The 24,219-nt window shown below is 72.2% G+C and carries 19 protein-coding genes; 8 read left to right on the forward strand and 11 right to left on the reverse strand.

Translation table 11 applies throughout. The features are described 5' to 3' along the window. Nucleotides 1-25 precede the first annotated feature (25 nt). Nucleotides 26-889, reverse strand: a complete 864-nt coding sequence (locus tag DB32_RS01195; RefSeq protein WP_053230570.1) for a sulfite exporter TauE/SafE family protein — start codon at nt 887-889, stop codon at nt 26-28. Between the two features lie 218 nt (nt 890-1,107). On the opposite strand from DB32_RS01195, the gene DB32_RS01200 reads away from it, so the two are divergent. Both DB32_RS01200 and DB32_RS01205 read left to right on the forward strand, forming a co-directional pair. Further along, nucleotides 1,108-1,533: a YeeE/YedE family protein gene (locus DB32_RS01200; RefSeq protein WP_053230571.1), complete on the forward strand. Its 426-nt coding sequence runs from the start codon at nt 1,108-1,110 to the stop codon at nt 1,531-1,533. Beyond that, nucleotides 1,533-1,958: a DUF6691 family protein gene (locus DB32_RS01205; protein WP_053230572.1), complete on the forward strand. Its 426-nt coding sequence runs from the start codon at nt 1,533-1,535 to the stop codon at nt 1,956-1,958. Before DB32_RS01200 ends, DB32_RS01205 begins: the two co-directional genes overlap by 1 nt. Nucleotides 1,959-2,010: 52 nt before the next feature. Here the strand turns inward: DB32_RS01205 and DB32_RS01210 are convergent, their stop codons facing one another. The 3 genes from DB32_RS01210 to DB32_RS01220 all read right to left on the reverse strand — a co-directional run bounded on the left by DB32_RS01210 (nt 2,011) and on the right by DB32_RS01220 (nt 8,526). After that, entirely contained in the window at nt 2,011-3,678 is a 1,668-nt protein-coding gene (locus DB32_RS01210) for a glycosyltransferase family 39 protein (protein ID WP_053230573.1), read from the reverse strand. 53 nt (nt 3,679-3,731) lie between these two features. Continuing rightward, complete coding sequence (locus DB32_RS01215) at nt 3,732-4,652, reverse strand: CE1 family esterase (RefSeq protein ID WP_053230574.1); 921 nt, start codon at nt 4,650-4,652, stop codon at nt 3,732-3,734. Nucleotides 4,653-4,785: 133 nt separating this feature from the next. Further along, complete coding sequence (locus tag DB32_RS01220) at nt 4,786-8,526, reverse strand: PKD domain-containing protein (RefSeq protein ID WP_157068576.1); 3,741 nt, start codon at nt 8,524-8,526, stop codon at nt 4,786-4,788. A gap of 223 nt (nt 8,527-8,749) precedes the next feature. On the opposite strand from DB32_RS01220, the gene DB32_RS47840 reads away from it, so the two are divergent. Continuing rightward, complete coding sequence (locus DB32_RS47840) at nt 8,750-9,163, forward strand: nuclear transport factor 2 family protein (protein ID WP_169791289.1); 414 nt, start codon at nt 8,750-8,752, stop codon at nt 9,161-9,163. Between the two features lie 12 nt (nt 9,164-9,175). On the opposite strand, the gene DB32_RS01230 is transcribed toward DB32_RS47840, so the two are convergent. Next, entirely contained in the window at nt 9,176-10,156 is a 981-nt protein-coding gene (locus DB32_RS01230; protein ID WP_075097788.1) for an SDR family oxidoreductase, read from the reverse strand. Nucleotides 10,157-10,312: 156 nt separating this feature from the next. On the opposite strand from DB32_RS01230, the gene DB32_RS01235 reads away from it, so the two are divergent. Beyond that, on the forward strand, nt 10,313-10,843 hold the full coding sequence (locus tag DB32_RS01235) for a J domain-containing protein (RefSeq protein WP_053230577.1): 531 nt from the start codon (nt 10,313-10,315) through the stop codon (nt 10,841-10,843). Nucleotides 10,844-10,912: 69 nt separating this feature from the next. On the opposite strand, the gene DB32_RS01240 is transcribed toward DB32_RS01235, so the two are convergent. From DB32_RS01240 to DB32_RS01255, 4 genes are read right to left on the reverse strand one after another with little or no spacing between them, the layout of a single operon-like run. Further along, complete coding sequence (locus DB32_RS01240; protein ID WP_053230578.1) at nt 10,913-11,323, reverse strand: cyclic-phosphate processing receiver domain-containing protein; 411 nt, start codon at nt 11,321-11,323, stop codon at nt 10,913-10,915. Between the two features lie 57 nt (nt 11,324-11,380). Next, complete coding sequence (locus DB32_RS46215; RefSeq protein WP_053230579.1) at nt 11,381-11,689, reverse strand: hypothetical protein; 309 nt, start codon at nt 11,687-11,689, stop codon at nt 11,381-11,383. A 52-nt stretch (nt 11,690-11,741) separates the two neighbouring features. Continuing rightward, entirely contained in the window at nt 11,742-15,443 is a 3,702-nt protein-coding gene (locus DB32_RS01250) for a MopE-related protein (protein ID WP_157068577.1), read from the reverse strand. A gap of 5 nt (nt 15,444-15,448) precedes the next feature. Continuing rightward, on the reverse strand, nt 15,449-20,080 hold the full coding sequence (locus tag DB32_RS01255) for a vWA domain-containing protein (RefSeq protein WP_083457062.1): 4,632 nt from the start codon (nt 20,078-20,080) through the stop codon (nt 15,449-15,451). Nucleotides 20,081-20,281: 201 nt separating this feature from the next. Between DB32_RS01255 and DB32_RS01260 the strand changes: the two genes are divergently transcribed. After that, on the forward strand, nt 20,282-20,728 hold the full coding sequence (locus DB32_RS01260) for an OsmC family protein (RefSeq protein WP_053230582.1): 447 nt from the start codon (nt 20,282-20,284) through the stop codon (nt 20,726-20,728). Nucleotides 20,729-20,797: 69 nt separating this feature from the next. Further along, entirely contained in the window at nt 20,798-22,339 is a 1,542-nt protein-coding gene (locus DB32_RS01265) for a GMC family oxidoreductase (RefSeq protein WP_053230583.1), read from the forward strand. Between the two features lie 12 nt (nt 22,340-22,351). Here DB32_RS01265 and DB32_RS01270 read toward each other — a convergent pair whose 3' ends face one another. Next, entirely contained in the window at nt 22,352-23,002 is a 651-nt protein-coding gene (locus DB32_RS01270; RefSeq protein ID WP_083457063.1) for an acyltransferase, read from the reverse strand. 78 nt (nt 23,003-23,080) lie between these two features. Here DB32_RS01270 and DB32_RS01275 point away from each other — a divergent pair, with 78 nt between their 5' ends. After that, nucleotides 23,081-23,512 (forward strand): GlcG/HbpS family heme-binding protein, encoded by a 432-nt coding sequence (locus DB32_RS01275; RefSeq protein ID WP_053230585.1) that lies wholly within the window; start codon nt 23,081-23,083, stop codon nt 23,510-23,512. Nucleotides 23,513-23,558: 46 nt separating this feature from the next. Beyond that, the gene (locus DB32_RS01280) at nt 23,559-23,939 is read left to right on the forward strand and encodes a DUF488 family protein, N3 subclade (RefSeq protein WP_053230586.1); all 381 of its coding nucleotides are present in this window, start codon (nt 23,559-23,561) and stop codon (nt 23,937-23,939) included. Here the strand turns inward: DB32_RS01280 and DB32_RS01285 are convergent, their stop codons facing one another. After that, nucleotides 23,940-24,137, reverse strand: a complete 198-nt coding sequence (locus DB32_RS01285; protein ID WP_053230587.1) for a hypothetical protein — start codon at nt 24,135-24,137, stop codon at nt 23,940-23,942. Nucleotides 24,138-24,219 lie beyond the last annotated feature (82 nt).

The raw sequence follows: 24,219 nt of genomic DNA on the forward strand, positions 1-24,219 counted from the left end.
CGGAGCCACCTCTCGAAACGATGTTTCACCGCGACGCGTCGGGCTGAAACGCGTGTTTCATCAGCGCGAGGTCGATCGCGCCGAGGACGACCGGGATCGCGGCGAGCCCGAGCACCCACGGCCAGTCGCGATCGAGCCTCACCTCCACGCCCGCCGCGCGCGGCACCTCCTGCGAGAGGAGGAGCACCGCCATGCCGAGCACGAGCCACGCGAACGCACGCCGCAGGAGATCCGGACGCACCCGCCCCGCGAGCGACGCGCCGAGCGCGCTGCCCACCACCGCCGCGCACGTGATCGGCGCCGCGAGCTCGAGATCGATCGACGTCGAGCCGAGGTGCCCGATCAGCGCGGCCGACGAGTTCATCGCGATCACGAGCAGCGAAGTCCCGATCGCGTCGCGCATCGAGAGCGCGCCGAGCAGCACCAGCGCGGGCACGACGACGAAGCCACCGCCCGCGCCCACGAGCCCGGTGAGCGCGCCGACGATCAGCCCCTGCACCACGACCGGCGCCGACCGTCCGCGCTCGGACGTCGGGCGCGCGCGCATCATCGCGCCCGCGGTGACGAGCATCATCGCGCCCAGCCCGAGCAGGAGCACGACGCCCGGCACGAGGTGCGCGGCGCGCCCTCCGCCGTACGCGCCCAGCATGCTCGTCGCGCCGAAGAGCAGCCCGGTCCTCCAGCGCACGCGATCGGCGCGCGCATGAGGAACCAGCGCCGCGAGGCTGGTGACGCCGACGACCACGAGCGACGTCGCGATCGCCTCGTGGGTGCTCCGCCCGAGCACGTACACGAGCACCGGCACCATCAGGATCGAGCCGCCGCCGCCGAGCAGCCCGAGCGAGATGCCGACGAGGATCGCGAGCGCGAGACCGACGACGAGGGACATGACGCAGAGGGCTCGATTGCGACGGGCGTGCCGTGGCCGGAAGCGGCCGCGCCCGCGATCGGTCGCGGGCTCCGGCGGAACCGATCGAAACGTGACGTTTCACCGACCCGCGTCCGGTGAAACGCGTGAGAAACGTCCGTGTGCGTCTGCTCGCAGACCGCGGTGATCACCGTGATGGCACGGCGACTGCGTGGGAGCCTCACGGAGGAGGACCTCGGATGGACTTCGTCTCGTTCGGATGGGCGCTCGCGGGAGGCGTGATGATCGGCGCCGCGGCGGCGCTGCTGCTCGCGCTGAACGGCAAGATCGCGGGCGTCAGCGGCATCCTCGGCGGGCTCGTCGCGCCGCGTCGGGGCGACGTCGCGTGGCGTGCGCTCTTCGTCGTCGGGCTCCTCGCGGGCGGGCTCGTCGCGTTCGTGGTCGCGCCGGAGCGCTTCGACGCGAGCGGGGCGCCCGCGCTCCCGCTGGTCGCGATCGCGGGCGTGCTGGTCGGCGTGGGCACGCGCATCGGCAACGGCTGCACGAGCGGTCACGGCGTGTGCGGCATCAGCCGTCTGGCGCCGCGATCGATCGTCGCGACGCTCGCGTTCATGCTCACCGGCGCGCTCACGGTGCTGGTGGTGCGCTCGCTCGGAGGCGCGTGATGGACGCAGGGACGAAGCGCGGCCTCGTGGCGCTCGCCTCGGGCGCGCTCTTCGCGATCGGCCTCGTGGTGAGCGGGATGACGCAGCCCGCGAACGTGATCGGCTTCCTCGACGTGACCGGCGACTGGCGGCCCGCGCTGATGTTCGTGATGGTCGGCGCGATCGCGGTGAACGCAGCGGTGTACCGGTGGGTGCGCGGCCGGCGCGCGCCGGTGCTCGCGGAGACGTTCTCGCTGCCAACCCAGCGCGACCTCGATGCGCGGCTGATCGCGGGCGCGGCGATCTTCGGCGTCGGCTGGGGGCTCGGCGGCTACTGTCCGGGGCCGGGCGTGACCGCGCTCGCGAGCGGGTCGCTCGAGGCCGTGGTGTTCGTCGGCTCGATGGTCGCGGCGATGTGGGTCGTCGCGCGCATCGAGAAGCGCTGAAACGTCGTTTCACCTGGCTGAAACGACGTTTCACCGTGCGTGAAACGTCGTTTCACAGCGCGCGCAACAAGTACACGCGGCGCACCGACCACGGCATCCAAGCGTCGACCGCGCGCTCCTCGACGACCTCGTGGGCCTCCATCGGCGACATCGCGAGGCGGTAGGGCGCGTCTTCGTTCTCGACGGGCGGGCCCTCGGGGGCGGGGTGGTTGTTCACCTCGAAGCCGCCGTCGATCGAGGTGCGCGCGATCGAGCGCTCGGCGGCGCGCTCGACCAGCGCCCAGCGCGCGCGCTGCCACGCGAGGTAGTCGTGGGTCGCCGCGATCGAGAAGAGCGCGGACGCGACGACGAAGACGCTGCCCAGCGCGAGCACGCGGCGATCGCTCGGAGTCGGCACGATCTCGAGCGCGAGCAGCGCCAGCACGAACGGGAGCTGGCCGAGCAGGTATCGATCGAAGAAGGGCCCGTACACGACCGCGGTGGGCGCGTAGCCGATCAGCGCGGTGAGGAAGAGCGCGATCCAGATCGGCATCTCGCCTTCCCGGAGCGCGCTCCACGCGCGCTTCGCGCGCGCGCGGATCGTGGGCGTCGCTTCGTGCCAACCGAGCCGCGCGCGCAGCGCGCGACCGAGCACCACGAGCATCAGCCACGCTGCGGCCACGCCGATGCCGGTGATCGCGATCCACACGACGTGCGGCGCGCGCGGCGCGTCGCCGTCGAGCGTGTAGGGCCCGATGCCGGTCTCGATCCACACGTTGCCGGTGAGCGGCATCGCGACGCCGATCGCGCCGAGCGCGAGCCCGACGACGAGCGCGCCGAGCGTGCTCGCGATCACCCAGCGACGGCGCGCGATCGCCGCGGCGGCGCCGAGCACGATCGGCAGCGACCACAGGCCCAGATAGACCAGTGAGAGCGACGTGCGCTCGAGCGGATAACGGAGCCCGCGCAGCCGCACGAGCCCGCCGAGCGCCTGCATCAGCTCGACCGACTTCGTGTGATAGAAGGCGGGCAGCCCGATCGTCGCGTCGACGATCTTCTGGAACGCGACCAGCGCGCCCACGACGATCACGAGCGGCACGAGCGCGCTCGCGGCCCATCGCCGTCCGAGCCCGAGCCGCAGCGCGTCGCCGACCGCCCACGCGAGCGGGAGCGCGATGCCGATCTGGCGATCGAGCGTCGCGATCACCGCGAGCATCGTCGCGACGACGCGCCAGCTCGCGCGATCGGTGCGCACCGCGTGCACCCAGGCCGCGCTCGCCGCGATCATCAGCGCGACGAACGGCACGTCGGTCATGAACGAGAACGCGAGCGCGAAGTAGATCGGCGAGAGCGCGAGCGCGCACGCGCCGAGCGCGGCCCACCGCACCGGCGCGCGCAGCGTGCGCAGCAGCGCGTAGGTCGCGAGCAGCCCGAGCCACCCGAGCACGAGCGTCGAGACGCGCATCGCGGTGAACGACACGCCGAAGAGCGCGCAGAACGCTGCGCCCCAGAGCGCCTGGGTGAGCAGCGGCATGCTCTGCCAGTCGGCGAAGCGGAGCGTGCCCTCGTCGACGAGCGCGCGGACCGGCACTGCGTAGCCCCAGTCGTCGTTGAGCGGGAAGTCGCCGTGTGGATCGACGAGCACCGCCGCGCTCCACCACGCGGCGCTGAGCGCTGCGAGCGCGACGAGGTCGGCGAGCGATCTGCCCGATGGAGACGTGCCCCGCGTCGCGTCGGTCATCGCGCGCGGTCGTACCGCGCACGCCGTCGTGCATCAAGCACGGCGCGAGGACGTCACGGCGCGAAGTACTGGTGGAAGAAGTCCCACGCGGCCTGAGTGCCGAACGCGGGCCACACGTGGCCGCCCGCGTGCTGGCAGTAGTGGATGGGTCGCGCGCTCTCGCAGCCGTCGTACGCGGTGCACGGCGCGGGATCGGTCGCCGTCGAGGTCGCGTCGCAGCCGCTGCGATCGCGCCAGAAGTCGCGGAACTGCGCGCGGCCGTCGATCAGCTCCTCGGCGCCGATCGTGATCCACGCGGCGGGCTCTCCGACGCACGCCTCGCGATCGAAGTAGATGACCGCGCCGCCGCTCGCGATCGCGCGGATGTCGTCGCGCATGCACCCGAGCACGCCGCTGAACGAGCCGCCGCCGCTGAAGCCCATCGAGAAGATGCGCGACGTGTCGATGCACAGCGTGCTCTCGAGCTCGTCGATCACGTGGTCGAAGTACGCGAGCTCGACCGGCAGATCGCCGCGCCAGTCGCCTTCGCGCGCCTGCGCCACGAGCACGATCGCCTCTTCGCGCGCGAGCTCGCGGATCGCACGATCGCCCGACGTGCCGTCCCAGTAGCCGGCGTTGCCGCCGTTGGGATGGAGCGCGAGGATCAGCGGCCACGCGCGGTCGCGCGAGTAGCCCTCGGGCAAGCGGAGACGGTAGAGCCGGTCGAGCCCTCCGAGCGTGAAGCGGTGCTCGCCCTCCGCGAGGCCTTCGCCGCTGGTGCATCCAGTGCTGCGCGCGACGTCGGGGCCTGCGTCGGGGTCGCTCGACGCGTCGGGCGCGCTGGCGTCGGGCGGATCGCTCGGCGCGTCGAGCGCGGGCTCGCTCGCGTCGACGGCGCGCTGCGCGTCGACGCCGGCGTCACGTGGATCGTCGCTCGTGATCTCCGGCGAGCATCCGATCAGCAGCACGAGCGAGAGGAGCGAGACGGCACGCATGGGCGCTTTCCAGATTGCACCACGCGTGCCTCGCCGTCGCGGCGATCCGTCCGCGACTCAGCGAGCATTTCCCATGACGGTCTGGTGCGCGACTGCGACCGCGCGGTCGCAGCCAGCGCACTGCGTGCTCCGCTCAGGGCGTGTTCGCGTCGCCCCAGCCGACCTCGAGCCCGCTCGCGTCGACGCCTGCCGCGGTGAGGATCGCGGTCGGATCGTAGACGAACGACGAGGTCCCGAAGTTGATCGTCCAGTCGAGCGCGGGCGCGACGCTGCTCGTCGGGTTCGCGTAGAGCATCGGGTAGAGCGGCACCCAGACGTCGTCGAGGATCAGCGTCTCCTGGATGACGCCGTTGATGATCACGTACACGACCGGGTTCTGCCCGCGGTAGTCGACCGCGAGACCGTAGGTGCTCGCGGAGCTGTCCCACGCGCTCTGCCACACGAGGTTGCGCCACGTGCCGCCGAGCGTGTTCACCGACATCGAGTACGGCACGCGACCGAACTCGTACGGATCGAGATCGCCGTCGGCGGTCACCAGGCCCATGCCGATGTTCGAGGGCGGGACCTGACGCGTCGCCTCGAAGTACCAGAACTGGCCGTAGATCGGCTGGTTCGCGCGGATGCCGTACTTGTCGAAGCCGTCGAAGCGCGCGCCGAGCCCGTTCGGCGCGACGGTGACGCCCTGGCCGGTGAGCGCGTCCGGCGTGAGCACGACCGGATCGAATTGGGCCAGCGTGCCGGTGACGGTGACCATGATCGTGCGCGTCGTGGTGACCTCGTACGAGTCGGTCGCGGTCACGACGATCGGATGACGGCCCACCGTGGTCGGCGTGAACGAGAACGTCGCGCCGGTGCCGGTGGTGCGCGCATGGCGCTGCGTCGCGACGTCCTCCCAGGTGATCGTCGACGTGAGCGTGCCGTCCTCGGCGTCCGTCGCGCTCGCGGTGAGGGTCACCGGCGTGCCCACCGCGACCGAGAGGCTCGGCGACGTCGTGAGCACCGGCGCCGTGCTGACGGCGCGCGCGCGCGTCTGGCCCCAGCCCATCACGAGCGCGCTCGCGGCCGACGTCGCGCCTGCCGCGGTGAGCGCGTCGCGCACGCCGTTCGCGGTGAAGTGGAACGGATGGTTCGTCGTGTCGTTGCCCGGGTTGATCCGCATCTGCCAGCGGAGCTCGTAGCGCTCACCGCTGTAGAAGATGTAGAGCGGCGTGGTGACCGCCATCGTGCACGACTGCTTCACGTACGGAGCCCCGGCGCCGTCGTCGAGCAGCACGTGCACGATCGGCGAGGTGCCGCGGTAGTCGACGACGAAGCCGAAGAAGCGCTCGCTGCGCGAGAACCAAGGCGTCCCGCCGGTGCAGGTGCTGCCGTTGCTCTCGATGCCGCCGCCGGTGATCGCGCCGAGCGACTGCGCGGTCGCGCCCGCGACGTTGCCGAGAACCTCGGCCGCCGTCGCGACGCCCGCGCCGTACACCGAGCCGCGCCCGATCAGGCGCTCCGACTCGAAGTAGAAGACGCCCGAGCCGGGCATCACCGCGCGGTTCGAGCGCACGCCGCCGCGCGTCGGCCAGCTCTCGACCGAGAGTCGATCGGCCGAGAGGCTCACGCCGGGCGAGATGTCGGTCGTGCTGAAGCGCACCGGCTGGAAGTCGTCGACGGTGATCGTCTGGCTCGCGGTCGCGGTCAGGCTGTTCGCGTCGCGCACTTCCTGGATGACCGTGTACGTGCCCGAGGCCGCGTAGGTGTGCGTGCTCGCGCTGACGAAGCCGCCGCCGTCGCCCCAGTCGTAGCGAGTCTGGGTGATCGCGGCGCTGCCGGGCGTCGCGCTGCTCGTCGCGGTGACGGTCAGCGGCGCGGCCGCGCTCGGCGGCGGGATCGAGAAGCCCGCGGTGGGCGCGACCACGCACACGCCGCTCACGCAGTGCGCGCTCGCGCAGTCACCGTTCGCCGTGCACGAGTCGCCCTCGGCGCAGTCGGGGCACGTCGCGCCGCCGCAGTCGGTGTCGGTCTCGGTGCCGTTCTGCACGCCGTCGGTGCAGGTCGGCGCGCTGCAGACGTTCGCGGTGCAGACGCCGCTGACGCAGTCGCTCGCGCTCGCGCATCCACCGCCGGTGGCGCAGTCGACGCAGGTACCGCCGCCGCAGTCGGTGCCGGTCTCGGCGCCGTTGCGCACTCCGTCGTTGCACGCGGGCGCGGCGCAGACGTTCGCGGTGCAGACGCCGCTGACGCAGTCGCTCGCGCTCGCGCATCCGCCGCCGGTGCCGCAGTCGACGCAGGCACCGCCGCCGCAGTCGGTGCCGGTCTCGGCGCCGTTGCGCACTCCGTCGTTGCACGCGGGCGCGGCGCAGACGTTCGCGGTGCAGACGCCGCTGACGCAGTCGCTCGCGCTCGCGCATCCGCCGCCGGTGCCGCAGTCGACGCAGGCACCGCCGCCGCAGTCGGTGCCGGTCTCGGCGCCGTTGCGCACTCCGTCGTTGCACGCGGGCGCGGCGCAGACGTTGCCGGTGCACACGCCGCTCATGCAGTCGCCGGGCCCTGCGCATCCACCGCCCGTGCCGCAGTCGCCGCAGGTGCCGCCGCCGCAGTCGACGCCGGTCTCGCTGCCGTTCTCCACTCCGTCGTTGCAGGTGGGCGCCGCGCACGCGTTCGCGCTGCACACGCCGCTCTCGCAGTCGTCTCCGTCGCTGCAGCCGTCGCCCTGGCCGCACGCGGGGCAGCTGCCGCCGCAGTCGACGTCGGTCTCGGTGCCGTTGTCGACTCCGTCGGTGCACGACGGCACCGCGCACACGTTCGCCGCGCTGCACACGCCGCTCGCGCAGTCGCCGCCGACCGCGCAGCCCTCACCGTCGTCGCAGTCGCCGCACGGACCGCCGCAGTCGACGTCCGTCTCGCCTGCGTTCTGCACTCCGTCGACGCAGCTCGCGCTGACGCAGGTGCCGGTGCCGTCGCACACGCCGCTCTCGCAGTCGTCGCCGTCGCCGCAGCCCTCGCCGTCCTCGCACGGATCGCAGTCGCCGCCGCAGTCGACGTCGGTCTCGGTGCCGTTCTCGACCCCGTCGTCGCATGCGGGCGCGGCGCACACGTTCGACTCGCACACGCCGCTCACGCAGTCGCCGCCGGTCGTGCATGCGCCGCCGGTGTCGCAGTGCGGGCACGCACCGCCGCAGTCGACGTCGGACTCGGTGCCGTTCGTGATCTCGTCGTCGCACGCGGGCGCGAGGCACTGTCCCGCATCGCTGCACGACAGGCTCACGCAGTCGTCGCCGTCGTCGCACGCCGCGCCGACCGCGCAGCCCGGGCAGCTGCCGCCGCAGTCGACGTCGGTCTCGTCGCCGTTCGCGACCTCGTCGTCGCACGTCGGCGCGACGCACACGTTCTCCTCGCACACGCCGCTCGCGCAGTCGGTCGCGATCGCGCAGGTCGCGCCGAGCGCGCACGCGGCGCAGCTGCCGCCGCAGTCGACGTCGGTCTCGGTGCCGTTCAGCACGGTGTCGGCGCAGCTCGCCGCGACGCACGTGTCGTCGCCGCACACGCCGCTCGCGCAGTCGGTCGCGGCCTCGCACGCGCGGCCGTCGTCGCACGGATCGCACTCGGGGCCGCCGCAGTCGACGTCGGTCTCGTCGCCGTCGGTGCGGCCGTCGTCGCAGCTCGGGGTCGCACAGACACCGGAGACGCAGAGCGCGCTCGCGCAGTCGCGATCCGCCGTGCACGCCGTGCCGTTCGGGCATCCGGTGCACTCACCGCCGCAGTCGACGGCGATCTCTCCGCCGTTGCGCACACCGTCGGTGCACGTCGCGGCTTGAGGCGCGTCGACGCAGCTCCCGGCGTCGCATCGTGGCCCTGCGGCGTCCGGATCGATGCCGACGCGATCCATCTCGCAGGCGCCGAGCGCGAGCGCGAAGAGGAGCCACGGCGGCAGCGCGCTGGAGAAAGAGGAGACCGGCCGACGACGTGCGGAATCTGACGCGCGATGCACGTCGCGAGTCTACACGCGCACTGTGGAGATTGCCCCTCGACGGATTCGCGAGTGTGTATGTCGACGTGAGGCGAAGTCGATTGCGACTCTACACGTCGCGTCGCCGCGACGTTCGACTCACGTGCTGGCCGGGCTCATGGTCGCGGGTATGAGCGTCGCGCACATCCGTGATCGTCTCGTCGAGCTCGTCCGCGCCTGCGAAGCGGGCCACACGCTCGACGCGATCGAGCGCTTCTACGCCGAGGACGTCGTCGTCTTCGAGAACTACGAGCGCGCGCGCTCGGGCCGCGCCGCGTGCGTCGAGTACGAGCGCGCCGCGCTCGCCGAGCAGCCGCGACCGCCGAAGCTCGTCGCGCGCGCGATGGCCGCGGACGAGGCGAGCGGCGTGTCGTTCGTCGAGTGGGTGATCCGCTTCGTCGGACGCGACGGACGTCCGATGCGCCTCGAGGAGGTCGCGGTGCAGCGCTGGTCCGGCGGAGCGATCGTCGAAGAGCGCTTCTTCTACGAGGGCGCGATCGACGAAGGCGAGCCCTGATCGAGAGTGCGCTCAGCGCCCGGTCGCGAGCCGCGTCGGCTCTCCTTCGCGCGGCTGATCGCCGCGCAGCACGCGGTTCGCGAGGCGGCGCATCGCGCGCAGCAGGCTCGCGCCTTCGCTCCAGCCGCCGCCCGCGCCGTGCCCGTCGGCGAGCGGCATGAAGATGTTGCCGTCGCTCACCGGCGCTTGGTCGTCGCGGATCGTGACGCGGTCCATCACCGCGCCGATCACGCGCTCGCTGAGGCCGGGCGCGAGCAGGTGCTGCCACGAGAGCACGCGCCCCGCGTTGCCTGCGTAGGCGACGCGCCTCGGTCGCTCCGCGAGCGACACGATCGTGCGCGCGACGCGCTCGGGCGGATACACCGGCGGCGGCGGCTCGACGACGTGCCCGGTGTAGTTCGCGGAGTGCTGCCAGAGCGGCGTGTCGATCGCCGCCGGCAGCGCGGTGCACACCTCGATGCCGGAGCCGACGAGCTCCTGTCGCAGGCAGTCCGAGAGCGCCTGGATCGCGTGCTTCGACATCACGTATGCGCTCATGTACGGCTGCGTGAGGCGCGCGAGGATCGACGCGTTGTTGATCAGAACGCCGCCGCCCGCGCGCCGCAGCCGCGGCAGCGCGGCGCGCGCGCCGTGCACGTAGCCGAGCAGGTTCACGTCGATCACGCGCCGGAACGCGTCGTACGGCGTGTCCTCGAAGCGCCCGAACACCGCGACCGCCGCGTTGTTGACCCACACGTCGATGCGGCCGAACGCGTCGACCGCACGCGACGCGAGGTGCTCGACCGCTTCGAGCTCGGTCACGTCGGTGGGCACGACGAGCGCGCGCCCGCCCGCGCGCTCGCACTCTCGCGCGACGTCGTCGAGCGCCGCCTCGCGACGCGCTGCGAGCACCACGCGCGCACGCCGGGCCGCGAACGCGCGCGCGGTCGCGCGACCGATGCCGCTCGATGCGCCGGTGATCACGACGACCGCGTCCTGCACCTTCCTCGTCATGCGCGCGACGTCGCAGAACGCGGGCCAACACGAGCGCACACCAGGACCACGATCCGAGCGCGCGGGCACGATCGCGCCCGTGGCGCGCCGCCTCGCGCGCGCCGCGCAGCGCGGGCGCGTGCATCGACGGGCCGCGGCGCGGTATGAAGGCGCGCGGTGACCGAGCTCTTCGCACCCGTGGTCTCGATCGCGAAGACGCAGCGCGGCCGCTTCTTCTGGGCGGCGTGGTGGACCGAGCCGCCCGCGCTGCACCCGTTCCGCAAGCCCGACGCGTCGAACGGCGGCGCGAGCACGTACGAAGAGGCGAAGCAGGACGCGGAGCGCGTCGCGGCGCGCGCGTTGGTCGAGGTCGACGCGCGATGGGCGCGCGCGTGCGTGCGGGTGATGCGCGGGATGCCGCCGTTCACGCCGTCGGAGCTGCGCGCTGCGCGCGAGGGAGCGAGCGAGCACGTGCGCGCGCGGCGTGCGCCCGTGGGCGCGCCGCAGAGCCTGTGGTCAGTGCTCGGCGTCGATCCGAAGGCGACGGTCGCGGAGATCAAGCGCGCCTATCGCGCGCGCGCGCTCGAGACGCACCCCGATCAGGGCGGCGATCCCGACGCGTTCCGCGCGCTGCACGCCGCCTACGAGCGCGCGATCGCGCGCCGTGACAAGCAGGCGAAGCGACCGAAGAAGCGCGCGCCCGAGTGAGACATCGCGAGACGTGTGCGGCGAGAGCGCGGCGCGTGGCCACGCTCCCGCCGTGTCGCGAATGCTCGCTCAGCTCGCGCGCGCGGTGCGGCGTGCGATGAGCGAGCGCGTCGTCTGCACCGCGTTCTCCGCGACGCGGCTCACGCCCGAGCTCTCGATCGCGCGCTCCGCGGCGCGCGCCGCGCGCGCCACACGCTCGCGCACCGGCCACGCGGCATCGAGCGCGAGCTTCAGCGCCGTGATCTCGAGGCGGCGCGCGCCGTGGACCTCCGGGCGCTCGCGCGGCCAGTGGCCGCTGCGCATCATCCAGAGCAGGAGCGCGAGCCGATGCCCGTGGCTCGTATCGAGCCGGTCACCGAGCGAGATCGTGTCGACGCCGGACTCGAGCAGCGAGCGCGCTGCGTCGACGTTGGTGACCGTGGTCCAGCCCTCGGGGGCGGGGACCTGGTCGTCCAGCCAGAGTCGAACGTGAGCTGCCATCAAAGACCTCCGTGCCCGGACCTTCGAGCAACGCTCGTGCCGCACCGCGTCACGGGCTCACGAGAGCAGGCGGCTCGCGAGGTCGAACCAGATCTCGCGGATCGCGCCGCACGCTCGACAGCGCGCGCGCACGCGCCGCAACCCGCCGATCGCGTCGTGCGACTCGATGCGCAGCTCGCTCTCGCAGCGCGCGCACCCGAGCGAGAGCGCGCGCGTCTCGATCACGGACGCGCTCGGCACGACGATCGGTCGCTCGGGCGCGCCGCCCTCGGAGAGCCGCGCGAGCTTCTCGCGCGCGTCGTGGAGGGACTCGAGCTCGCGCTCGAGCTTCCGGCGCACGGTGCGCGCTCGCTTCTTGGCGGCCATCCGCGCGAGCTAGCGCGCATCGGGCGCTCCGGCGAGCGCCCGATGCACGGGCTCACGGCGCGGTCGCTCGGCAGCAGCGGAAGCCGACGGTCGCCGTGTTGAACGTGTCGCCCGCGACGACGAAGTCGAAGCCGCACTCCATGCCGCCCGCGGTGTCGTTCGCCGCGCCGCCGCGGATCGGGTTCACGCCCGCGCTGCGCCGCTCCGCCCACTCCTCGACGTTGCCCGACATGTCGAAGACGCGCAGCGCCGACGTCGCGCCCCAGCTCGCGTAACACATCGGGAGCGAGCCCGTCGCGAGCACCACGTCGGTGTCGGGCGCGCCGGCGACCGGGTCGTAGTCGTTGCCGTTGCACGTCGTCGACGAGTACGTCGAGCACGACGCGCCGTACGACCAGCGACAGCTCCCGCCCGACGAGCGACACGCGTCGCGCCACTCCGTCTCCGTGCACAGCCGGGCGCCCACGGTCGAGCACGCGGCCTGCGCCTGCGCGTACGTCACCTGCGTCCACGGCATGCGCGACGCCTGCGAGCACACGCGGTGGCTCATCACGCCGGTCGTCGACGACGTCGAGTCGGGACGCGACGCCTCGTACTGCATGATCCACCGCGAGCTCGAGCCCGACGTGAACGGCACCCACGACACCGGCGCTCCGTCGTCCAGCGTGCCGTCGCAGTCGTTGTCGAGACCGTCGCAGATCTCCGTCGTGCCGCCGCCGCTCGCCGGCGCGTTGCAGGACACGCCGGTGCCGGCCGCGTTGCACACGTAGGTGCCCGCGCGGCGGCACGCGCCGAGCTCGCCGTTGTTGCACGCGGTGCCGCGCAGCGCGAACGGCTCGTCGATGCTTCCGTCGCAGTCGTTGTCGACACCGTCGCAGCGCGTCTCCGTCGTCTGGTACGTCGCAGCGGGGTAGTTGCAGACCCACCCGCCCGCGGTGCAGACGGCGGTCGTGCCCGCGCACACGCCGTTCGGATTGCAGAACGTCGCGGGCGGCGTGAGCGACTCGTCGGTTCGACCGTCGCAGTCGTCGTCGCGGCCGTTGCACGCCTCGGCGCCCGCGACGTCACATGCGTACTCGCAGCCGTTGCCGGGCAGACCGTCGATGTCGTAGCGACCCGTCTGGCACGCCTGGATCGCGCAATTCGACATCGTGCAGCGGGCGATCGCGCCCGGGATCGTGCAGACGTTCCCGCACGCACCGCAGTTGTTCACGTCGCTCGAGAGATTGAATCCCTCGTCGATGATCCCATCGCAGTCGTCGTCCTGGGTGTCGCAGATCTCGAGGCTCGGCCCGGTGCCGCCCGAGCACACCAGCGCGCCGCCGGTGCACACGCGCGATCCGAAGCTGCACTCGCCGGTGTCGACACCGCAGCTCGCGCCGCCGCCGGGATTGCCCTCGTCGACGCGAGTGTCGCAGTCGTTGTCGAGCGCGTCGCAGGTCTCGGTGGTCGCGCCGGTCGCCCCGGTGCAGACGAGCGATCCGCCGGTGCAGACGCGCGTGCCGGGGCGACAGGTGCCGACGTCACTGCCGCACAGACCGCCGCCGCCGGGATTGCCCTCGTCGACGTTGCCGTCGCAGTCGTCGTCCTCACCGTCGCAGGTCTCGGTGCTCGGCCCGACTCCGCCGCTGCACACCAGCGCTCCGCCGGTGCAGACGCGCGATCCGAAGCTGCACTCGCCGGTGTCGACTCCGCAGCTCGCGCCGCCGCCGGGATTGCCCTCGTCGGTGCGAGCATCGCAGTCGTTGTCGAGCCCGTCGCAGGTCTCCGCCGTGGCGCCGATCGCGCCGGTGCACACCAGCGATCCGCCGGTGCACACGCGGGTGCCGGGCGCGCAGGTGCCGACGTCGGTGCCGCACTGCGCGCCGCCGCCGGGATTGCCCTCGTCGACGTTGCCGTCGCAGTCGTCGTCCTCTCCGTCGCACGCCTCGGTCGTCGGGCCGGTGCCGCCGGAGCACACCAGCGCTCCACCGACGCACTGGATCGCGCCCTGCGTGCACTCGCCGGTGCCGTTGCCGCACGCCGCGCCGCCGCCGGGATTGCCCTCGTCGATCGTTCCGTCGCAGTCGTCGTCGATCGAATTGCACGTCTCGACGCCGGGTCCCACTGCGCCGGTGCACACGAGCGTGCCGCCGGTGCACACGCGGGTGCCCGCGACGCACGCGCCGGTCTCGACGCCGCAGCTCCCGCCGCCGCCGGGATTGCCCTCGTCGATCGTTCCGTCGCAGTCGTCGTCCTGTCCGTCGCACGCCTCGGCGCTCGGTCCGACCGCGCCGGTGCACACGAATCCGCCGGCCTGACAGACCTGCACGCCCGCGCTGCACTCGCCGGTGTCGCTGCCGCACGCCGCGCCGCCGCCGGGATTGCCCTCGTCGACGCGAGAGTCGCAGTCGTTGTCGAGCGCGTCGCAGCTCTCGGTGCCGGGGCCGACGCCGCCGGTGCACACCAGCGCTCCGCCGGTGCACACGCGCGTGCCCGCGGTGCAGGTGCCGACGTCGGTGCCGCAGCGTGCGCCGCCGCCGGGATTGCCTTCGTCGACGTTGCTGTCGCAGTCGTCGTCCTGTCCGTCGCAGACCTCGATCGTCGGACCGGTCGCGCCCTCGCACGCGATCACGCCACCGCGACAGTGCTGCACGCCCGCGGCGCACTCGCCGGTGTCGCTCGCGCAGCTCGCGCCGCCGCCGGGGTCGCCTTCGTCGATGCGCTCGTCACAGTCGTCGTCGAGGCCGTTGCACGCCTCGACGGTCGCGGTGATCGCGCCGGTGCACACGAGCAGGCCGCCGGTGCAGACCTCGCGGCCCGGCTCGCACGTGCCGATGCCGGTGCCACAGAGTCGGCCGCCCTGCGGATTGCCGTCGTCGCTCGTTCCGTCGCAGTCGTCGTCCTGACCGTTGCAGAGCTCGACCGAGGGCGACACTCCGCCGGTGCAGGTGATCGCGCCGCCGACGCAGTGCTCGATGCCGGTCCTGCAGAGGCCGGTCGAGCTGCCGCAGGTCGCGCCGCCGCCGGGATCGCCTTCGTCGATCGTTCCGTCGCAGTCGTCGTCGCGCAGGTTGCAGGTCTCGACGCCGGTGTCGCTCGGCGTGCAGGCGTACTCGCAGCCGTTCGCCGGATCTTCGTCGTCGTCCACGAAGCCCGGTGCGCACGCGCCGAGGACACAGCTTCCGCCGCTGCAGGTGCCGGATGCGTGCGCGAACCGGCATTCGAACGTGCAGTCGCCGCAATTGAGCGGATCGCTCGTGAGATCGAAATTCTCGTCGACGCGACCGTCGCAGTCGTTGTCCGCGCGATCACAGCGACTGTCCTCGGTGTCGGTGTACGGACACCGGTACTCGCAGCCGTCCTGCGCCGGATCGAGATCGTAGAAGCCGACGTCGCACGTCGTGAACGTGCACTCTCCGTCGACGCACTCCCCGAATGCGTGGTCGGGCGCGCAGCGCTGGTTGCACCCGCCGCAGTGATCGAGATCGGTCGAGGTGTCGATTCCCTCGTCGATCATCGAGTCGCAGTCGTCGTCCGCGAGATTGCAGCGCTCGACCGCGCCCGGCGTGCAGCCGTCGGGCAGGTCGGGCCCGGCGTCGGTGCCGGCGTCCTCGCGGAACGCGTCGATCTGCGCGGCATCGGTGCCCGCGTCCTCACCGACCTGCGCGTCCATGCCGCCTGCGTCCTCGACGCAGTCGAAGCAGTAGGGGTCCACCGTGCAGCTCGACGCCATCGCGCCGAGCAGCACCATCGCGAGCGCGATCCTCCGCATTCCGTTCATCGCGCACCTCGACGGCGACGCGCCACGATCGCGATGCCCACCGCCGCGAGCACGCCCCACGCGAGCCCGCCCGGCGCGCGCCGCTCGTGCACCGCGCAGATGCACCCGCCGCCGCCCGCCGCGAGCACGCGCGTGCGCCCGTCGCCGCGACCGCCATCACCGGCGTCGGGCGCGTCGTTCCCACCGTCCATCATTCCGATCACACCCGCGTCGGTGCCCGGCTCGGGCTCGCGCGCGCACTCGCCGTCGACGCAGATCTCGCCGTCGGGGCAGTGGAGCCGCTCGCAGGGATCGCCGCCGCAATCCCCGCTCGTCGCGTCGCACACCTCGCGCGGCGGACACGTCACTCCGTCGCACGCGTCGGGCACGCAGCCGCCGCTCGCGGGGTCGCAGACGTCGTCTCCGCACTCGATGCCTTCGCACTGGTCGGGGACGCAGACGCCGTGCACGCAGTGATCGCCGGTCTCGCACTCGACGCGCGCACAGCTCGTCTCGCACGCACCGTCGCGGCAGGCCTGATCTGCCGCGCACTCCGCGGTGTCGCAGGGATCGGCCACGCACTCGCCGGTCTCGTGATCGCAGACCTCCCCGTCGTCGCAGGGCAGGCTACGGCACGAGTTCTCGACGCACGTGCCGGTCAGGTCGTCGCAGACCAGCGGCAGCTCGCAGCTCACTCCCGCGCACAGGTTCGTGCAGGCGTTCGCGCGGCAGACACACGGCGCGACCGTCGGATCGTCGGGCGCGCACACCACCTCGCCCGCACCGTCGCGGATCGTCTCCATCCCGCACGTCGTGTCGTTGCAGCGCTCCTCCACGCAGAAGCAGAGCTCTCCGCTCACCTGCGGGACTCGACCGCTCGGACAGCGGAACCCGAACTCGCTCTCGATGCACGGCAGCGCGCACTGACAGTCGGTGCACGTGCTGCCCGGCGGACAGAGACTGCCCTCGTCCGGAGGATTGTCCGAGGTTCCGTCGCAGTCGTTGTCCAGGCAGTCGCACACCTCGGGCATGCCCGGCATCTCGCCCGCGCAGATCTCCTCGCCATCGACGCACTGGATACGACCCGCCGTGCACACGCCCACGTCGGTGCCGCACTCGCCGCCGAGCCCGAGGCCCTCGTCCACACTTCCATCGCAGTCGTCGTCGAGGAGATTGCACTGCTCGTCGACCGGCCCGATCTCGCCCTCGCACTGCAGCGCTCCCTCGCGGCAGATGTTGACGCCGGGAGAGCACTCACCGATGTCGGAGCCGCACGGCGCGCCCACCGGGATGCCTTCGTCCTCGACACCGTCGCAGTCGTCGTCGAGGCCGTTGCAGACTTCCTCGCTCGGCCCGCGCCCGCCGTCGCACACCAGCGCGCCCGACACGCAGTGCGTCGTGCCCGGATTGCACTCGCCGGTGTCGACGCCGCAGGGCACGCCGCCCTCGGGATCGCCTTCGTCGACGCGCGTGTCGCAGTCGTTGTCGCGACCGTCGCAGATCTCGTCGGTGCCGGTCGTCTCTCCGACGCACACCAGCGTTCCGCCGGTGCACGCGAGCGCGCCGAAATCGCACTCTCCGACGTCGCTCGTGCCGCAGCGCCCGCCGCCGCCGGGATTGCCCTCGTCGACGAGACCATCGCAGTCGTCGTCGCGCGAATTGCACGTCTCGGCGACTCCGGTGGTTCCGCCCGAGCACGTCAGGAGGCCACCGACACACGCGCTGGTCCCGGGCGCGCACTCGCCGACGTCGGTGCCGCAGCTCGCGCCACCGCCCGGATTGCCCTCGTCGGTGCTGCTGTCGCAGTCGTCGTCGAGCCCGTTGCAGAGCTCGTCGGCCGGGCCGCGATCACCGACGCAGGTGAACGTCCCGCCCATGCACTGCAGCGCGCCGGTGTCGCACTCGCCGATCGCCGATCCGCACGAGCCCGAGCTCGGGATCGACTCGTCGGTCGCACCGTCGCAGTCGTCGTCCTGGCCGTCGCAGGTCTCGCTCGCCGGCGTGACGCCGCCGGTGCAGGTCAGCGTGCCCGCGCTGCAGGTGAGCGTGCCGGGACGACACTCGCCGAGCGTCGATCCGCAGCTCGCGCCGCCGCCCGGATTGCCCTCGTCGGTGCGACCATCGCAGTCGTCGTCGAGCGCATTGCACACCTCGGTCGTCGCGCCGCGCGCGCCGATGCACTGGAACGATCCGCCGCTGCACGTGAGCACGCCGGGATCGCACTCGCCGGTCGACGGACCACAGGCGCCCATCGTCGGAATCGCCTCGTCGATCGCACCGTCGCAGTCGTCGTCCTGACCGTCGCAGGTCTCCGCCGCGGGCCCGACGTTCCCGGTGCACGCGAGCACACCGCCGGTGCACGCGAGCGTGCCGGGGCTGCACTCGCCGGTGTCGATGCCGCAGCTCGCGCCGCCGCCCGGATTGCCCTCGTCGGTGCGAGTGTCGCAGTCGTCGTCGCGACCATTGCAGAGCTCGCTCGTCGGGCCGCGCGAGCCCACGCAGCTGTACGTGCCCGACACGCAGCTCAGCACGCCCGGGCCGCACTCACCGACGCTCGAGCCGCAGGTGCCCGCGGTGGGCACGCCCTCGTCGGTCGCGCCGTCGCAGTCGTCGTCCTCGCCGTCGCAGGTCTCGGCGGTGGGCCCGGTGCCGCCGGTGCAGGTCAGCGATCCACTGCTGCACACGAGCGTTCCGGGACCGCACTCGCCGACGCTCGATCCGCAGCTCGCGCCGCCGCCGGGATTGCCCTCGTCGGTGCGCGTGTCGCAGTCGTCGTCGAGACCATTACAAACCTCGGCGGTCGATCCGGTCGCGCCGACACATGCGTACGCGCCGGAGACACAGCGCATCACGCCGGGGTTGCACTCGCCGGTCGACGTTCCGCACGCGCCCATCGTCGGCACGCCTTCGTCGATCGATCCGTCGCAGTCGTCGTCCTGTCCGTCGCACGTCTCGGCGACGGGCTGCACGCCGCCGGTGCACGTGAGCGATCCACCGACGCAGCTGAGCGTGCCGGGGCGGCACTCGCCGATGCTCGAGCCGCACGCGCCGCCGCCGCCGGGATTGCCCTCGTCGGTGCGGGTGTCGCAGTCGTCGTCGATCGCGTTGCAGGCCTCGAGCGAAGGCCCGATCGCGCCCACGCACGAGCCCCACGCGCCGGTCGTGCAGAGCTCGGTGCCCGCCTGACAGGCGCCCACGTCGCTGCCACACGCGCGCGAGATCCCGTCGATCACGCCGTTGCAGTCGTCGTCCTGGTTGTCGCAGGTCTCGGGCGTCCCGCGCACGTCGTTGCACGCGCCCCACACGCCCGCCGCGCAGGTCTGCGTGCCCGCGGTGCACTCGCCGACGTCGGTGCCGCACGCGCGCGAGATGCCCTCGTCGATGCGAGTGTCGCAGTCGTTGTCGACGTTGTCGCAGAGCTCGGCGCTCGGGATGCACCCGCCGCAGACGCCCTCGTCGATGACCATGTCGCAGTCGTCGTCGACGAGATTGCACACCTCGGTCGGGACGGCGCCGCACACGCCGCACGCGTTGAGCCGACCCTCGTCGATCACGCCGTTGCAGTTGTCGTCGACGCCGTTGCAGAGGCTCTCACCGGGGTCGACGCACAGATTCGCGACGGGCTGAGTCGGCCGATTGCAATAGAGCGGGAATCCCTCGTCGACTCGAGTGTCGCAGTCGTCGTCGGTGCCATTGCACGTCTCGAATCGGATCGAGCTCTCGATGATCTGCGAGAACGCGAGCGCGAGGCTGGTCTCGTCGCTCGCGTAGTAGACGCGGTGGGTGCCCGGCGCGTCGGTGCCGCCGGCGATCGCGATGTCCTCGATGTCTCCGGTGCCCGGCGTCACGCCGAACCCGATCACGTACGTGCGGATGTCGTACGTCACGCCGTTGACGACGGTGGTGCGCAGCTCGGTCGCCGCGTTGCGCGTCTGGGTGTCGGACGCACACGTCTCTTCGCCGTCGGTCAGCAGGATCACGTTGACCGGCCGGCACGTGCCCGCCGCGTTGCTCGTGAGCGGCGAAGTCGGGAAATCGGGGTCCATCCCCAGGAAATACCGGCGCGCGGCGCGCAGCGAGCCCGCGAGCGGCGTCCAGTTGCGGGCCATCAGCTCGGGGTTGGCAGTCGAGGGCGAGAACGGATATCCGGGACGCGAGCAGCTGGAGCACTCGAAATCGACCCAGCGCAGGATCGCACTCTGGTTGTCCTCGGCGATCGGCACGAGGATCTGCCCGCGATCCGCGGTCGCTCCGGTGCTGGGACAGCCACTGCCGTTGTCACCGCAGCTGTCGGTGCAATTGAGATAGCTCGCCGAGCAGCCGCACGTCGCGCCGCACATCATGCTGTTGCACGTGCCCGAGTCGGTCTGCGCGAAACGCTCGAGGCCGAACGTGACCTCGCCGTAGCCGTTGACGACGCGCTGCAGGACGCAGCGCGCATCGCTCATGCGCGTCAGCTGCTGACCACACGAGTTGGCGTTCGGCGCGCTGCTGCCGTTCGTGTCGGTGCTCTCGTCCATCGAGCCCGACGTGTCGACGATCACCATGAAATACGGGGTAATCGACGATTGTGCGGAAGCGGGCGACGCGACGCTCGCGACGAGCACGCCAGCCAGGCACAAGGGCACCCAGAGCGAAGCGTGGCGCATCGCGGTCCTCTCCCTCAGTGCGGCCGAAGTTACACCTCGGCGAACGCGGTGCACCAGAGGGGATCGACCGCTGGCGATCGCTTTTGTCGCGTTTAAGTCGCAGCGGATCGCGGAGTGCCGTAAACGCCATTCGACGATGCAGTGTCAGTGGATCGGTCGCAGACACTGCGCGCATGAACGACACGAAAGGAGCTCTCGAACATGGCCGTGAAACGAGTCGCGAACGTGCGCTGGACCGGGGATCTCGTGAAAGGGAGCGGTCTCGTCACCGGCGCCACGAGCGGCGCGTTCCGTGACCAGCCGGTGAGCTGGGCGTCTCGCAGCGGGGACGCGAACGGCAAGACGAGCCCCGAGGAGCTGATCGCCGCGGCGCACGCGAGCTGCTTCGCGATGGCGTTCTCCGCGCAGCTCGCGAAGAACGGGACGCCGGGGACGAGCCTCGACGTCCGCGCGACGGTCACGTTCGACAAGGTCGGCGACGGCTTCGCGATCACCTCGAGCGAGCTCGAGGTGAACGGAACGGTCGCGGGCATCGACGACGCGAAGTTCCAGGAGCTCGCGGACGCGGCGAAGAGCGGCTGTCCGGTGTCGCAGGCGCTCAAGAACAACGTGCGCATCGAGCTGGTCGCGAAGCTCGCGTCGGCGTGACCCGGTGAGCCGGCCGCCGACGTCGGCTCGCTCGCGCGGCAGCGGGTCGCGCTACAACCCGCGTCCACGATGCGGCGCGCGACGCTCCACGCGGACACGATCGTCGTCGGTGCCGGCTCGGCCGGCTGCGTGATCGCGTCGCGCGTCAGCGAGCGCAGCGATCACGACGTGCTGGTCCTCGACGCGGGGCCCGACTATCCGAGCGCGCGTCCCGACGACCTCCGCGACGGGACGCGCAACAGCTACCAGCGGCACGACTGGGGGTTCCGGCACCGCCCGAGCGAGCGCAGCCTCGCGGCGGTGCCGATGCCGCGCGGGCGTGTGGTCGGTGGGTCGTCGGCGGTGAACACCTGCATCGCGCTCCGCGGTGTGCCGGCGGACTACGACGAGTGGGCGGAGCGCGGGCTGCGCGAGTGGTCGTGGTCGCGCTGTCTTCCCGCGTTCCGGCGGCTCGAGCGCGATCTCGACTTCGGCGCGCGCGACCCCGAGATCCACGGTGATCGGGGGCCGCTGCCGATCCGACGCGCGCGCGAGGACGAGCTCGTGCCGTGGCAGCGTGCGTATCGCGACGCGTGCCTCGCGATGGGCTTCGCGCCGGTCGACGATCACAATCGTCCGGGCGCGCTCGGTGTCGGCGCGCACGCGATGAACGTGATCGACGGCGTGCGCCAGGACGCGGCGTCGTGCTGGCTGAGCCCCGAGGTGCGCGCGCGCCGCAACCTGCGCATCCACGATCACACGCTCGTGCATCGCGTGCGGATCGAGGGCTCGCGCGTGCGCGGCGTCGACGTGGAACGAAACGGCGTGGTGCACACCATCTCCGCGCGCCGCGTGGTGCTGTCCGCGGGCGCGCTCGCGACGCCGGGCATCCTGCTGCGCTCGGGCATCGGTCCGCGCGAGGAGCTCGCGAGGCTCGGCGTGCGCCGGGTGCGCGACGTGCCCGCCGTCGGCGCGCAGCTGCTCGATCACCCGGGCACCGCGGTGTTCTGCTGGCCGCGCGCGCCGATGCGCTCCGACGTGCACGGACCGCTGATCCAGGTCGCGCTGCGGCTCCGCTCCGCGCGCTCGCGCTTCGACGGCGACCTGCAGCTGCAGGCGGGCTCGTTCTGGTTCTTCCCGATCGGGCGCGGCGTCGCGCTGCCGGGCGTCGGCGTGATGATGCACGTCGGCAAGCCGGTCGGGACGGGTGAGCTGCTTCATCCGAGCGCCGATCCGCGCGACGCTCCGATCGTCAGGTCACGCTTCTTCGCCGACGCGCGTGATCGCGACGTCGCGATCGAGGGCCTCATGCTGGCGCGAGAGATCTGCGAGACGGCCCCGCTGCGCGGCGCGCATCGGTTCGTGTGGCCGCGCGAGCACGTGCTCCGTGATCGCGCGCGGATCGACGCGATGCTCCCGGCGCACTGCGACTCCGGCTACCACCCGTGCGGCACGGTGCCGATGGGCGACGCGCTCGACGGCCACGGCCGCATCGACGGCATCGAAGGCCTCCACGTCGCCGACGCGTCGATCATGCCGACGATCCCGACTGCCAACATCCATCTCGCGGTGCTGATGATCGGAGAGCGTTTCGGTGCGTGGCTGAGAGACGGATTCGACTCCGACTCCTGACTGGCACGCTCCTCAGCGACCGACGGATACCCACTCTCCGCGTCGCGCGTCCCAGCGCTTCACCACCCGCGCCGGCGCGCCGACTGCCACGCTGAGCGGCGGGATGTCGCAGTTGACCACGCTGCCCGCGCCGATGATCGAGTGCGCGCCGATGGTCACGCCGCGCAGGATGCACGCGCGCTCTCCGACGAACACCTGCTCGCCGATGTCGATCGGCGCGGCGATGACCCGGTCGTTCCGGAAGTCCGCGGGGTCGCGGAGATCGTGCTCGTGATCGATGATCAGCACGTGCGCCGCGAGCCCGGATCCCGCGCGGAGGATCACGCTGGTCGCCGCGCCGATGTGCACGAACTCCGAGATCATGCAGTGATCGCCGATCTGCAGGATCGGCCGGTGTGGATCGTTGCCGACCACCTCGAGCCGCGCGAAGCGTCGGATCGAGACCTCGCGTCCGATCGAGATCGCCTCGGGCCGATGCAGCGCGACGTGGCGCTCGAGGTGCGAGTCGCGACCGAACGTGTGGAAGTGCCGCCGCTGGACGTGCCAGCGCGCGCGACGCGCGACACGTCCGACGACCTCGCGGGGATCGAAACGAGACCTCGGCGGAGTCCCCGTCTCGAGCACCACTGCGGGACGAGGCCTCGGGACGGCGATGGCGTTCATGCCGTCCGATTTCGCCGCGCACGTGCATTGCTCAAGCGCCCCGGGCGCGGGTCTCCGGACGCGCTACCCTCGCGCGCGATGCGCTCGATTGCGACGCTGGATCTGCAGGACGCGACGGTGGCGATCGACGCCGTGCGCGAGTCTCTCGCTCTCGCCGGGAAGGCCGCCGTGATCGCGGTGGCCGACGCGCACGGTGATCTCGTCCTCCTCGCGCGGCTGGACGGCGCGCCGGCGACGTCGGTCACGATCGCGACGAACAAGGCGTGGACGGCCGCGACCCAGGGCGGCACCACGCGCGCGATCGGCGCTCGGCTGCGCAACGCCGACGAGGCGTTCGACATCGCGTACTACGGCGATCGGCGCGCGTGTGGGTGGGGCGGCGGCGTGGCGGTGGTCGATCGCGCAGGCGCCGTGATCGGCGCGGTCGCGGTGAGCGGCCTGCCGGAGCTCGAGGACGAGCGCTTCGCGATGATCGGCAAGGACGCGATCGAGTCGCGGCTGCGTCCGTAGCTCCGCGAGCCTCGACACCGACCGGCGCGAGCCTCACGGATCGCTCGTGCTCACGCGCTACTCGATCGTGCGAGGCGCGCGCTCGTCGTCGCTGCCGCGCGGGATCCGACAGGACACGCGCAAGCACACGTCGCACGTGCTGCGGCCCACGAAGGAGATCGTCGACGAGGTGTTCGGCAGCGCTCGCGACGAGGCCGCGTGGGAGCGCTACGCGGTGCAGTACCGCGCGCTGCTGGAAGAGCGCTTCGCCGCGAACCGCAAGCCCTTCGATCGGCTCGCGTCGTTCGCGCGGTGGCACGACGTCTATCTCGGGTGCAGCTGCCCTTCGACGAAGAACCCCGACGTCATGCGCTGCCACACCGTCGTCGCGCTGCGCTTCATGAAGGAGCGCTACCCCGATCTCGACGTGCGACTGCCCGCGACCTGATCACGTCTCGCGGCCGAGCTTGCGCCGGGCGACCCGAACCGCGCGCGCGAGCGTGACCACGCAGGGATCGCACGAGCTGCCGCAGCACGTCGTGGGGTCGGGCGGCGCGTCGAGGTGGGTCCGCACCATCTCGCGCTGGGTCTCGCGCATCCCGGTCGCGCGCAGGGCCTCGGTGATCGCACCGTCGACGTCGTCCACGGGCGCGAAGCTCCCACGTGCGCGCGCGCGAGCAAGCGGTCGTGTCGCGGCGCGCCTCGCGCGAGCGACGTGCCGCGGCGGG

Source organism: Sandaracinus amylolyticus, from assembly GCF_000737325.1.
Classification (GTDB): Bacteria; Myxococcota_A; Polyangia; order Polyangiales; family Sandaracinaceae; genus Sandaracinus; species Sandaracinus amylolyticus.

Excerpts from the sequence above, each read along its gene's own strand:
- DB32_RS01195 (WP_053230570.1), bottom strand. The coding sequence starts at position 889 with ATGTCCCTCGTCGTCGGTCTCGCGCTCGCGATCCTCGTCGGCATCTCG.
- DB32_RS01200 (WP_053230571.1), top strand. The coding sequence starts at position 1,108 with ATGGACTTCGTCTCGTTCGGATGGGCGCTCGCGGGAGGCGTGATGATC.
- DB32_RS01205 (WP_053230572.1), top strand. The coding sequence starts at position 1,533 with ATGGACGCAGGGACGAAGCGCGGCCTCGTGGCGCTCGCCTCGGGCGCG.
- DB32_RS01210 (WP_053230573.1), bottom strand. The coding sequence starts at position 3,678 with ATGACCGACGCGACGCGGGGCACGTCTCCATCGGGCAGATCGCTCGCC.
- DB32_RS01215 (WP_053230574.1), bottom strand. The coding sequence starts at position 4,652 with ATGCGTGCCGTCTCGCTCCTCTCGCTCGTGCTGCTGATCGGATGCTCG.
- DB32_RS01220 (WP_157068576.1), bottom strand. The coding sequence starts at position 8,526 with ATGGATCGCGTCGGCATCGATCCGGACGCCGCAGGGCCACGATGCGAC.
- DB32_RS01230 (WP_075097788.1), bottom strand. The coding sequence starts at position 10,156 with ATGACGAGGAAGGTGCAGGACGCGGTCGTCGTGATCACCGGCGCATCG.
- DB32_RS01240 (WP_053230578.1), bottom strand. The coding sequence starts at position 11,323 with ATGGCAGCTCACGTTCGACTCTGGCTGGACGACCAGGTCCCCGCCCCC.
- DB32_RS46215 (WP_053230579.1), bottom strand. The coding sequence starts at position 11,689 with ATGGCCGCCAAGAAGCGAGCGCGCACCGTGCGCCGGAAGCTCGAGCGC.
- DB32_RS01250 (WP_157068577.1), bottom strand. The coding sequence starts at position 15,443 with ATGCGGAGGATCGCGCTCGCGATGGTGCTGCTCGGCGCGATGGCGTCG.
- DB32_RS01255 (WP_083457062.1), bottom strand. The coding sequence starts at position 20,080 with ATGCGCCACGCTTCGCTCTGGGTGCCCTTGTGCCTGGCTGGCGTGCTC.
- DB32_RS01260 (WP_053230582.1), top strand. The coding sequence starts at position 20,282 with ATGGCCGTGAAACGAGTCGCGAACGTGCGCTGGACCGGGGATCTCGTG.
- DB32_RS01265 (WP_053230583.1), top strand. The coding sequence starts at position 20,798 with ATGCGGCGCGCGACGCTCCACGCGGACACGATCGTCGTCGGTGCCGGC.
- DB32_RS01270 (WP_083457063.1), bottom strand. The coding sequence starts at position 23,002 with ATGAACGCCATCGCCGTCCCGAGGCCTCGTCCCGCAGTGGTGCTCGAG.
- DB32_RS01275 (WP_053230585.1), top strand. The coding sequence starts at position 23,081 with ATGCGCTCGATTGCGACGCTGGATCTGCAGGACGCGACGGTGGCGATC.